Source organism: Kitasatospora sp. Xyl93 (assembly GCF_055383135.1).
This window is the reverse complement of sequence record NZ_AP029185.1, coordinates 1,480,460-1,492,900: the sequence shown is the minus strand read 5'-3', so window position 1 is coordinate 1,492,900 and position 12,441 is coordinate 1,480,460. Positions and strand designations below refer to the sequence as shown.

Genomic DNA, 12,441 nt, shown 5'->3' with positions numbered 1-12,441 from the left:
CGGCGCCAACTCCTCCCGAACGAGGTCGAATGTGAGCGACAGCACCATGCAGAACGAAGAGAAACTGCTCGATTTCCTCAAGCAGACCACCGCCAAGCTCCGCAGCACGCGGGCCCGGCTGCGCGAGGTGACCGAGCGGGAGCGGGAGCCGATCGCGATCGTCGGGATGGCCTGCCGCTACCCGGGCGGCGTGCGTACCCCCGAGGACCTGTGGGACCTCCTGGCGGCGGGCGGGGACGCGGTCGGCGGGTTCCCCACCGACCGCGGCTGGGACCTCGACGCGCTCTTCGACGCCGCCCCGGGCGCGGACGGCACGAGCAGCACCGTCCAGGCCGGGTTCGTCTCCGGGGCCGCGGACTTCGACGCGGGGTTCTTCGGGATCAGCCCGCGCGAGGCGCTGGCGATGGACCCGCAGCAGCGGCTGCTGCTGGAGACGGCCTGGGAGGCGGTCGAGCGGGCCGGGATCGACCCGGCGAGCCTGCGCGAGTCGGCCACCGGCGTGTTCGCGGGCGCCGCGCCCTCCGGGTACGCGACCGCCGGCGGCGACCTCTCGGGCTCGGAGGCGCACCTGATCACCGGTACGGCGATGAGCGTGCTGTCCGGCCGGGTGTCGTACACGCTGGGCCTGACCGGGCCGGCGGTGTCGGTGGACACCGCCTGCTCCTCCTCGCTGGTCGCGCTGCACCTCGCCGTGCAGTCGCTGCGCGCGGGGGAGTGCACGCTGGCGCTGGCCGGCGGGGTGACCGTGATCGTCAGCCCGGGCGAGTTCGTGGGCTTCTCGCAGCAGAACGCCCTTGCCCGGGACGGCCGTTGCAAGGCCTTCGGGGCGAGCGCGGACGGCATGGGCCTCGCCGAGGGCGCGGGTGTGGTGGTGCTGGAGCGGCTGTCGGACGCCCGGCGCAACGGGCACCGGGTGCTGGCCGTGGTCCGGGGGAGCGCCGTCAACCAGGACGGTGCCTCCAACGGCCTGTCCGCGCCCAACGGCCCCGCTCAGCAGCGGGTGATCCGCGCGGCGCTGGCCAACGCCCGGCTGGCGACGGGGGACGTGGACGTGGTCGAGGCGCACGGCACCGGCACCACGCTGGGCGACCCGATCGAGGCGCAGGCGGTGCTGGCGACGTACGGGCAGGGGCATCCGGCCGAACGGCCGCTCTGGCTGGGGTCGGTGAAGTCGAACATCGGGCACGCCCAGCAGGCGGCCGGCATCGCCGGTGTGATCAAGATGGTGCTGGCGCTGCGGCACGAGGAGCTGCCGGCGACGCTGCACGCGGCGGAGCCGACCCCGCACGTCGACTGGTCGGCGGGGCACGTGAGCCTGCTCCAGGAGCGCGTCGCGTGGCCGGCGGGCGAACAGCCGCGTCGCGCGGGCGTCTCGGCGTTCGGGATCAGCGGCACCAACGCGCACGTGATCCTGGAGGAGGCGGCCGCCGGAGGGCCGGCCGCGCCGGAGTCGGACGGGACGCCGGAGCCGGCCGCGGTGTCGGCGCAGGCCACGACGCCGGTGCTGATCGCGGAGCCCGTCGTGCTCCCGGTCACCGTCTCCGGACGGTCCGAGGAGGCCCTGGCGGACCAGGCGCGGCGGCTGCGGGACCATCTCCTGGCACGCCCCGAGCTGCCGCTGCCGGAGGTGGCCCGGTCGCTCGCCACCACGCGGACGGCGTTCAAGCGGCGCGCGGTGGTGCTGGGCGCCGACCGTGCCGAGCTGGCGGCGAAACTGGAGGCCGTGGCCACGGACCGGCCCGGGGCCGGGGTGCTGACGGGCGAGGTGCCGTCGGCCGGGGTGGGACGGACGGTGTTCGTCTTCCCGGGGCAGGGCAGCCAGTGGGTCGGCATGGGTCGCGAGCTGGCGGAGGTTTCGCCGGTGTTCGCGGCGCGGCTGGCCGAGTGCGCCGAGGCTCTGGCGCCGTACGTGGACTGGCAGTTGGACGATGTGCTGGCGGGCCTTCACGGTTTCGAGGCCGCTGATGTGGTGCAGCCGGCGCTGTGGGCCGTGATGGTCTCGCTCGCGGCGGTCTGGGAGGCGGCCGGTGTCGTTCCCGACGCGGTGGTGGGCCACTCCCAGGGCGAGATCGCGGCGGCGGCCGTGGCCGGGATCCTCTCGCTGGAGGACGCGGCGAAAGTGGTTGCTCTGCGCAGCCGGACCCTGAAGGCGCTGGCCGGTCGTGGCGGGATGCTGTCGATCGCCGAGCCGGTGGCGGGCGTCCGCGCGCGGATCGCTCCGTACGGAACCCGCCTTTCCGTCGCGGCGGTGAACGGCCCGTCGGCGACGGTCGTCTCCGGTGACGCCGACGCGCTGCGTGAACTGGCGGACGCCTGCGGGGATTCGCCGCGCGCCCGGATGATCCCGGTGGACTACGCCTCGCACAGCGCCCACGTGGACGAGCTGCGCGAGGAGATCCTCGCCGCCCTTCACGGCATCGCCCCCCGCGAGGCGCGGATTCCGATGGTCTCCTCCAGCACCGGCGCCACGGTTTCCGGACCCGAACTGGTGCCGGACTACTGGTACGCCAGCCTGCGCGAGACCGTCGAGTTCGACCGGGCCGTGCACACCCTCGCCGGAACCGGTCACGGCGCCTTCGTCGAGGTGTCCCCGCACCCGGTGCTGGCCCCGGCCATCGCGGACAGCCTGGAGGCGTACGGCCCGGTCGTGGCCGACACCCTGCGCCGCGACGACGGCGGCGCCGGGCGCCTCCTGCTCTCGCTGGCCCAGGCGTACGTCCGCGGCCTGCCCGTGGACTGGACCGCCCTGCTGCCCGCCGGGACTGGGAGCGGCACCGTCGACCTGCCGACCTACGCCTTCCAGTACCGCCGCTACTGGCCGGTGTTCCCGGAGCCGGTGGCCCGGGACACGGTGGCCGGCTGGCGGTACCGCGTCGAGTGGCAGTCCCTCGACGGGCCGTCGGGTGCGGCACCGGCGGCCTCGGTGCCGTCCGGCACGTGGCTCGTGGTCGCCGGCCCGGCCGGGGCCGAGACGGCCGCCGAGGTGGCCGGCACGCTGCGGGCCCGCGGCGTCGAGGTCCGGGTGCTGGAGACCGGCGCCGCCGATCGCGGGACTCTCGGCGACGTCCTGCGCGGTGTCGGCGAGTTCGCGGGTGTGGTGTCCCTGCTCGCGCTGGACGAGACGCCACTGCCCGGCCGGCCCCGGGTGCCCGCCGGTCTGGCGGCCTCCAGCGCGCTGCTGCAGGCGCTGCTCGACGCGGGGTCGGTGGTGCCGCTGTGGGTGCTGACCCGCGGCGCGGTGGCGGCGCTGCCGGGCGAGGTGCCCAGTCTGGCGCAGGCCCAGGTGTGGGCGTGGGGGCAGACGGCGGGTCTGGAGCAGGCCAAGCAGTGGGGCGGCCTGGTCGACCTCCCGGCCGGGGGAGACGCGTTGGCCGGGTTCGACGCCTCGGTCGGGGACCGCCTGACCGGGCTGCTCGCCGCGGGGCCGGAGGGCGAGGACCAGGTCGCGTTGCGCGGCACGGGAGCGTTCGCGCGCCGCCTGGTGCGCGCCCCGCGCCCGGCGGCGGGCCCGGATGGACCCGCCGGACCCGCCGAGCCGTGGCGGACCGCCGGGACGGCGCTGATCACCGGCGGTACGGGCCTGATCGGAGGCCGGACGGCGCGGCTGCTGGCCGAGCGCGGCACCCCGCGCGTGGTGCTGGCCGGCCGCTCGGGCCCGGCGGCGCCCGGGGTGCCCGAGCTGGCGGCCGGACTGGCGGCCCTCGGCAGTGCCGTCGAGGTGGTCGCCTGTGACGTCGCCGAGCGGTCCGCGGTCGGCGCGCTGCTGGACCGCGTCGCCGCCACCGGCCCCGCGCTGTCGGCGGTGGTGCACTCGGCGGGTACCGGCCACGGGGCGCCGGTCGCCGCGCTGACCGACGCCGGGCTGCAGGAGGTCTCCGAGGTGAAGGTCGGCGGCGCCCTGCACCTGCACGAGCTGTCGGCCGAACGCGGACTGGAGCTGGACGCCTTCGTGCTGTTCTCCTCCGGCGCCGCCACCTGGGGCAGCGGGCTGCTGGCCGGGTACGGTGCCGCCAACGCGGCGCTGGACGCCCTGGCCGAGCGGCGGCGCGCGGCCGGACTGGCGGCCACCTCGGTGGCCTGGGGCCTGTGGGGCGGCGGCGGCATGGGCGCGGGGGAGGCGGGTGAGCAGCTGAGCGCGTACGGGCTGCGGATGATGGCTCCCGAGCGCGGCATCGAGGGCCTCGCCCAGGCACTGGACGACGACGAGACGCTGCTCGTCGTCGCCGACGTCGACTGGGAACGGTTCGTGCCGCTGTACACGCTGCACCGGCCGAGCCCGCTGCTGTCCGCGCTTCCCGACGCCCTCCGGGTCCTGGAGCAGGGGGACGAGGACGGGGACGGGTTCGAGGGCGACGAGGGCGCCGGTGCGCGGCGGTCGTCCGCCGCCGTCCGGCTGTCCGCCCGGCTCGGCGGGGCGCGGTCGGCGCGGGAGCGGGAGGCGGTCCTGCTGGAGCTGGTCCTTGAGCACGCCGCCGCCGCGCTCGGCCACCCGGACGCGGCGTCCGTCGATCCGGACGCCACCTTCCTGGAGCAGGGGTTCACCTCGCTGAGCGCCCTGGAGTTGCGCAAGCGGCTCGCTGGGGCCACCGGTCTGCGGCTGAGTGGTCCGCTGGTCTTCGACCACCCGACCCCCGCCCTGACGGCCGCGTACCTGCGGGAGCGGCTCGCCGAGGGCCCGGTGCGGCAGGACGGCGGGCCGGAGCGGGCCGCGCCCCGCTTCGCGCTGGCCGCCTCGCCGGAGCCCGCGGATGGTACGGGGCCGGCCGGGAGCACCGGGACGGCGGCGGGCTCCGGCCTATCGGCTCCCGAGACGCTGGCCGCCCTGTACCTGCGGGCGAACAGCCTCGGCCAGGGGGCCAACGCCGTACGGATGATCGCTGGGCTGGCCCGGTTCCGGCCCCGCTTCGCCGGTGCGGACGAGCTGGCGGGCGTCCCGCCCCTGGTCCCGCTCACCCGCCGGTCGGCGGACACCGTCGGGCCGACGCTCGTCTGCCTGCCGTCGTTCGGTGCGGGCGGCGCCCAGGAGTTCGTCCGGGTGGTGCAGGGCCTCCGCCGCCCCCGGCACGTCCTCTCCGCGGTGATCCCCGGCTACACGGCGGGGGAACCGCTGGCCACCGACCCGGACGCGCTGCTCGACCTGTGCACCCGGACGGTGCTCGCCGCCCCGGAGACCGCCCCGGAGGCCGGCCCGTTCGTCCTCGTCGGCTACTCCTCCGGCGGGCTGGTCGCGCAGGCCCTCGCCGTCCGCCTCGCCGAGCTGGGCCGGGCTCCCGCAGCGCTGGTGTTGCTGGACAGCTTCGCCCCGCGGTCGGCCGGCGCCCCCGACGAGATCATCGGTACCCTGCCGGCCGCCGTACTCCTGGGCAACCCCGGGGGCGTCGACGCGGGCGGCATCGGCGGGGACGACTGGCTGACCGCGCTCGCTCACTACTACGTCCAGGACTGGCGCGGCCACGTCCCGTACACCGCGGACCTGCCGACCTTGCTGGTCCGCCACGGTGGCGAGCCGGGTGGCCCCGAGGGCGGGGACGGCGCCGTCGACCTCCCGTGGGGCCTCTCCGGCGACCTCACCCCGGTGACCGTTCCGGGCGACCACTTCACCATGATCGGCGCCCACGCCGGGACCACGGCGCGAGCCGTCGACTCCTGGCTCGACGAGCGCTTCACCACCACCCGGGAGGGACACGATGACTGACCGTCACGAGCAGCACCGCCTCGCCGTCATCGGCGGCGGCGTCATGGGCACCAACATCGCCGCCCTCGCCCTCGGCCACGGCGTGGACGTCACCCTCGTCGACGTCGACGAGCAGACCCTGGCCACGGCCCGGACGGCGATCCGCCGCAAGCTGAAGCACGCCCAGCTGCTGGAGGCCCTCCCCGCGGGCCGCGCCCACGGCACGCTGGCCACCACCACCGCGCCGGCCGACATCGCCCACGCGACCGCCGTCGTCGAGGCCGTCGTGGAGGTCGCCGAGGTCAAGCGCAAGGTGCTGACCGAGGTCTCCGGGCTGGTCGCCCCCGGCACCCTGCTGATCTCCAACACCTCGTGCATCCCCATCGACGAGATGGCGGGCTGGGTGGCGCGCGGCGACGAGCTCGTCGGCGTGCACTTCATGAACCCGGCCTACCTGATCACCATGGTCGAGGTGATCCGCGGCCGGGCCACCGGTGACGCCACGATGACCGCCGTCACGTCGCTGCTGACCGCGCTCGGCCGTACGGCGCTGGTGGTCAACGACGCACCGGGCTTCGTCGTCAACCGGCTGCTGCACCCGCTGATCAACCGGGCGGCGATGCTCGTGCAGGAGGGCGTCGCCTCCGTCGAGACGGTGGACGGGCTGCTGGAAGGCTGCCTCGGCCACACCACCGGGCCGCTGCGCACCGCTGACCTGATCGGCATCGACAACCTCGTCGACTCCCTGCGGGTCCTGCACGAGCGCACCGGCGATCCCGAGTGCGATCCCTGCGAGCTGATGCTCCGGAAGGTCCGCGACGGGCACCACGGCCGCAAGTCCGGCCGGGGCTTCTACACGTACGGCTGAGCACCGGGCTCCCCCGAACGGCCACACGGAACTACGAAAGGTACGGACACATGACCACCGCGAATGCCGGTGCCGGGACGACCGCCGTCGAGCAGGCACTGAGCGCCTTCCTCGTCGGACACACCGGCGCCGAACCCGAGGTCGAGCAGGACCTCTTCGCCACCGGCGCGATCTCCTCGATGTTCGCCATGGAACTGGTGGTGTTCCTGGAGGACGAGTACGACATCGAGATCGTCGGCGCCGAGCTGAACCGGGACAACTTCCGCAGCATCCGCGCCATGGCGGCCATGGTGCTGCGCCTTCGCGAAACCGGGGACGCATGAGCGGCGACGCCACGGGTACGGGCGGCGCGGGTCCGGGCGGAACGGGCTTCGACACCGTCGCGATCGACGCCCTGATCGGCGACGGGCCGGCCGCCTGGGACGCGGCCGGCCGGATCCCCGTCGACCTGCTGCGCAAGCTCGGCGCGATGGGGGTGCTGTGCGCCGAGGTGCCGGCCCGCTTCGGCGGGCCCGGCCGCACCGGCCGGGAGAACGGCGAACTCACCGCTCACGTCGGAGCCCTGTGCAGCTCGCTGCGCAGCGTCATGACGGTCCAGGGGATCGCCGCGGCGGTCGTCCGTCGCTTCGGCGACCGCGAGCAGCGTCACCGCTACCTCGGGCAGCTGACGAGCGGCCGGCTCGCCTGCGTGGGCTTCAGCGAGCCGGGCGCGGGCTCCGACCTCAGCGGCATGACGACCCGCATCCGTCCGGCCGAGGACGGGAGCGGCGACCTGATCGTCTCCGGCGAGAAGATGTGGATCACCGGGGCCGCCTACGCCGACCTCGTCATGGTCATCGGCCGTTACGGCGACGGTCCGGACGGCGCCGCCGCGATGGTGCCGACCGACGCGCCCGGCGTCCGCGTCGAGCCCGTCGCGGCCCCGCTCGGCTGCCGCGCCGCCACGCACTGCCGTGTCGTGCTCGACGACGTCCGGATCCCGGCCGCCGCCGTGCTCGGCGGCGGCCGCCAGCCGCTGGCGCTGCTGTTCACGGTCGGCCTGTCCTACGGCCGGATGTCGGTGGCCTGGGGCTGTGTCGGCATCCTGCGCGCCTGCCTCACGGCCGCCGTCGGGGACGCCCGCACCCGAGAGCAGGGCGGCGGCCCGATCGCCGAGCACCAGCTGGTCGCCCGGCACATCGCCGAGCTCTACACCTCGGAGCGGATCGCCACCCAGGTCTGCAGGCATGCCGCCGAGCAGTGGGACCGCACCGCCCCGGACGCGGCGGTGACGGCGGTGCTGGCCAAGCAGGTCGCCGCCACCCACGCGACCCGTGGTGCCGCGACGGCCGTCCAGGTGCTCGCTTCGCGGGGCTTCACCGACGGCCACGTGGTGGCCCGGGCCTACCGGGACGCCAAGGCCATGGAACTGATCGAAGGCAGCACCGAGATCTCGCAGTTGATCCTCGCCCGGCACGCCCTAGACCGGCTCTGAGCCGCCCGCCGCCCCGCACGGGCGCGACCGGCACGACGTACCACGAGTACGGCATACACGACACGCACCACGAACACGGCAACGGACGGAAATCGAAGGAGCGCCCCGTGTCCGACGCACCCACCCTCGTCAAGTGCCTGGTCTGGGACCTGGACAACACCCTGTGGCGGGGCACCCTCCTGGAGGACCACGAGGTGGTCCTGCCCGAGGAGATCCGCCGCACCGTCGTCGAACTCGACGCCCGCGGCATCCTCCAGGCCGTGGCCAGCAAGAACGACCACGACCACGCCTGGCAGCGGCTGGAGGCCCTCGGCATCGCCGAGTACTTCGTTCTGCCGCAGATCGGCTGGCACCCCAAGTCCCGGTCGGTCAAGGAGATCGCGGACCGGCTGAACTTCGCCCTGACGACGGTCGCCTTCATCGACGACCAGCCGGCGGAGCGCGCCGAGGTCGCCCACCACCACCCCGAGGTCCGCTGCTTCGACGCGGCGCGGGCCGCGGAGCTGACCGCCCTGCCCGAGTTCAGCCCGGCCGTCGTCACCGTCGACGCCGCCCGCCGCCGCAGCATGTACCAGGCGGGCTTTCGCCGGGCCGCCGAGCGCGAGGAGTTCACCGGCCCCGACGAGGCGTTCCTCCGCTCGCTGGAACTGGTCATGGAGATCAAGCGGGCCGACGACGCCGACCTCTCCCGGGTCGAGGAACTCACCCTCCGCACCAGCCAGATGAACGCCACGGGCGTCTACTACTCCGACGCCGACCTGCGGCGCCTGATCGCCGATCCGGAGCACGAGGTCCTCACGGTCTCCCTCACCGACCGCTTCGGTCCGCACGGCGCCGTCGGCGTGCTGCTCGTCGGCTACCACGAGCGGGTCTGGCACCTGAAGCTGCTGGCCACCTCCTGCCGGGTGGTGTCCTTCGGCGCGGGCGCCGTCCTGCTCGACTGGCTGATCGGCGAGGCGGCGGCGGCCGGCGTCCACCTGGCCGCCGACTTCCGCCGCACCGACCGCAACCGGATGATGGAGATCGCCTACCGGTTCGCCGGCTTCACCGACGCGGCGTGTGACTGCCTCGCCGAACTGCCCTCCGCGGGCCCCGTCGACGTTGATGCCGCCGACGCGGGGGCGGCCGGCTCCGGGCGCGCGGGCATCGAGTTCCGGCACCTGGTGCCCGACCGCCGTCCGGCCCCCACCACCGTGCGCGTCGAGGCCCCCGCCCTCGGCCCCGTGGGATCCGCGGGCGGAGCCGGCGCATGAGCTCCGAGCCCCTGGCCGTCGTCGGCATGGCCTGCCGCTACCCCGGCGGCATCGACTCGCCCGAGGACCTGTGGCAGGCCCTCGTCGACCGCCGCACCGTCACAGGCCCCTTCCCCACCGACCGTGGCTGGGACCTCGACGCGCTGCGCCGCGACGGGCGCTGCGCCACCGACCGCGGCGGGTTCCTCGACAGCGCGACCCGGTTCGACGCCGCGTTCTTCGACCTCTCCCCGCGCGAGGCCGACGCCATGGACCCACAACAGCGGCTCGCCCTGGAAGTGGGCTGGGAGGCCCTGGAACGCGCCCGCATCGACCCGACCACCCTGCGGGGCTCCCGCACCGGGGTGTTCCTCGGCGCCGAGGCCCGGCCGTACGGGCCGCCGCTGCACGAAGCGCCCGCCGACCTGGCCGGCGTGTTGTTCACCGGCACCGCCCCGAGCGTGATCAGCGGGCGCCTCGCCCATGTCCTCGGCCTCAACGGGCCGGTGCTCACCGTTGACACCTCTGCCTCCAGCTCGCTGGTGGCGCTGCACCTCGCCGTCGAGGGGCTGCGCGACGGCCGGTGCGACCTGGCACTGGCCGGCGGGGTGACGGTGATGACGACACCCGGCTACCACGTCGCGTTCAGCGCGCTGGGCGGTCTGGCCCCGGACGCCCGCTGCAAGCCCTTCTCCGCGGACGCGGACGGCGTCGCCTGGTCGGAGGGGGCCGGCGTCCTCGTGCTGGAGCGGCTGGAGCGGGCGCACCGCCTGGGCCACCGGGTGCTGGCGGTGATCCGTGGATCGGCCGTCAACTCGGACGGCGCCAGCCACAGCCTGACGGCTCCGAACGGCGAGGCCCAACGCGAGGTCATACTCGCCGCGCTCGCCGACGCGGAGCTGGCCCCCGCGGACGTCGACGCGGTCGAGGCGCACGGCACCGGCACCCGGTTGGGCGACCGCGTCGAGGCGGGCGCCCTGCTCGCCGCCTACGGCCGGGATCGGGCGCACGGGCGCCCGCTGCTGGTCGGCTCGGTGAAGTCCAACCTCGGTCACACCCTCGCCGCGGCGGGTGCCGCCGGCGTCATCAAGACCGTCCTCGCGCTGCGGCACCGCACGCTCCCCGCGTCGCTGCACATCACCGAGCCCACGCCGGCCGTCGACTGGGGAGACGGCGCGGTGCAGCTGCTGACGGAGCCGGCACCGTGGCCGGAGAGCACGCACCCGCCCCGCGCGGGCGTCTCGGGCTTCGGGATCGGCGGCACCAACGCCCATGTCGTCCTGGAGGCAGCCCCGGTCGCACCGGCCGACCCGTCCGCCCCGGCCCCCGGCGTGACCGCGGCGGACGGCTCCGGCCCCCGGCCGCTGCTCGACGACGCCGCCGTCTGGACGCTGTCGGCCCGGACACCGGCCGCGCTGGCCGCGCTGGCCGACCGGCTGCGGGAGCACCTGGCGGCCCGGCCGGAGCCGTCGGACCGTGAGGTCGCCTGGTCGCTCGCCACGACGCGGGCGTCGCTCGACCACCGCGCGGTGCTGCTCGGCCCGGAGCCGCGGAAAGGTCTGGCGGCCCTCGCGGAGGGCCGCCCCTCCGCCGTGGTGGTCACCGGCGCGGTCCGCCCCGAAGGTCCCGGGCGTACGGTGTTCGTCTTCCCCGGCCAGGGCAGCCAGTGGGTCGGCATGGGCCGTGAGTTGGCCGCGTCGTCCCCGGTGTTCGCGGCCCGGCTGGCGGAGTGCGCTGAGGCTCTCGCGCCGTACGTGGACTGGCAGTTGGACGACGTCCTGGCCGGGCGCCACGGTTTCGAGGCCGCGGACGTGGTGCAGCCCGCGCTGTGGGCCGTGATGGTCTCGCTGGCCGCTGTCTGGGAGACGGCGGGTGTCGTCCCCGACGCGGTGGTGGGCCACTCGCAGGGCGAGATCGCCGCCGCCGCCGTCGCAGGGATCCTCTCGCTGAACGACGCGGCCAAGGTCGTGGCGCTGCGCAGCCGGGCGCTGACGGCGCTCGCCGGTCGTGGCGGGATGCTCTCGGTCGCCGAGCCGGTGGACGCGGTCCGGGCGCGGATCGCGCCGTTCGGGCGGCGGCTGTCGGTCGCGGCGGTGAACGGTCCCGCGACGACAGTGGTGTCCGGTGAGCCCGAGGCCCTGCGGGAGCTTGCGGCCGCGTGCGGCGAGACGGTGCGCACCCGGATGGTCCCGGTCGACTACGCCTCGCACAGCGCCCACGTGGACGAGCTGCGCGAAGAGGTCCTGGCCGTCCTGAAGGGGATCGAGCCGGGCCCGGCCCGGGTGCCGATGGTCTCCGCGCTGACCGGGCGGTGGCTGGCCGGCCCCGAGGCGGACCCGGACTACTGGTACGCGAGCCTGCGCGAGACCGTCGAGTTCGACCGGGCCGTCGGGGTGCTCACCGCCGCCGGCCACGGCGCCTTCGTCGAAGTGTCCCCGCATCCGCTGCTGGTCGGCGCCATCGCCGCCGAGGTGGCCGTCGGCACGCTGCGGCGCGAGGACGGCGGCGCGGAGCGCCTGCTGGCCTCGCTGGCCGAGGCCCACGTCCAGGGCGTGCCCGTCGACTGGCGCGCCGTCCTGCCGGCGGCCGGACGAACCGTGGACCTGCCCGCGTACCCCTTCCAGCGCACGCACCACTGGCTGGCCGCCGGGCAGCCGGCCTCGGTGCGTCCGGCTCCCGCCGCCGCCGTGTCCCCGGACCCGGGGGCTCGGCCGGTCGCCGCGGCCCTGGGCACCGAACGGGCCGTGCTCGACCTCGTCCGCGGCCACGCCGCGGCCGTCCTCGGCCACGACGGCGCCGGGCGGGTGCACCCGACCCGGACCTTCAAGTCCCAGGGCATGGGCTCCGTGCTGGCCGTCGAGCTGCGCAACCGGCTCGCGTCCGCCACCGGCCTCGCGCTGGCGCCGGGCCTGGTGTACGACCACCCGTCGCCCGCCGCCCTGGCGTCCCGCCTGCACGCCGAGCTGAACCCCGACCCGCTACCCGCGGCGCTCGACACCCTCGAAGCACTGCTCGCCGCCACCGAGGACCCGACGGCCAGGGCGCGGGCGCTGGTCCGGCTGGAGTCGCTGGTGGGCCGGCCCGTCGGCGGGCCCGGCCGCGGGACCGCCGCGGACGCCCTGTCCGACACCACCGACGACGAACTGCTCGCCCTCATCGAGGCCGAGATCGGTCCCGACCGCGAACACTGAAC

5 protein-coding genes and 1 pseudogene are annotated in these 12,441 nt (G+C 75.6%); all 6 read left to right on the top strand.

What is annotated here, in order from left to right; all coding sequences use genetic code 11:
* Positions 1-46: 46 nt before the first annotated feature.
* On the top strand, positions 47-5,695 hold the full coding sequence (locus ACZ5GH_RS06385; protein WP_464336800.1) for an SDR family NAD(P)-dependent oxidoreductase: 5,649 nt from the start codon (positions 47-49) through the stop codon (positions 5,693-5,695).
* A complete protein-coding gene (locus ACZ5GH_RS06380; protein WP_387751077.1) occupies positions 5,688-6,542 on the top strand; it encodes a 3-hydroxyacyl-CoA dehydrogenase family protein in 855 nt (284 codons plus the stop codon). Before ACZ5GH_RS06385 ends, ACZ5GH_RS06380 begins: the two co-directional genes overlap by 8 nt.
* A gap of 50 nt (positions 6,543-6,592) precedes the next feature.
* Positions 6,593-6,865, top strand: a complete 273-nt coding sequence (locus tag ACZ5GH_RS06375; protein ID WP_387751080.1) for an acyl carrier protein — start codon at positions 6,593-6,595, stop codon at positions 6,863-6,865.
* Positions 6,862-8,016, top strand: a complete 1,155-nt coding sequence (locus ACZ5GH_RS06370; protein WP_464333678.1) for an acyl-CoA dehydrogenase family protein — start codon at positions 6,862-6,864, stop codon at positions 8,014-8,016. Before ACZ5GH_RS06375 ends, ACZ5GH_RS06370 begins: the two co-directional genes overlap by 4 nt.
* 107 nt (positions 8,017-8,123) lie before the next feature.
* Positions 8,124-9,269, top strand: coding sequence for an HAD-IIIC family phosphatase (locus ACZ5GH_RS06365; RefSeq protein WP_387751086.1), 1,146 nt, complete (start codon positions 8,124-8,126; stop codon positions 9,267-9,269).
* Positions 9,266-12,439, top strand: a pseudogene (locus tag ACZ5GH_RS06360) (type I polyketide synthase); the annotation flags it as partial. The gene ACZ5GH_RS06365 and the pseudogene ACZ5GH_RS06360, both read left to right, overlap by 4 nt.
* Positions 12,440-12,441: the final 2 nt, after the last annotated feature.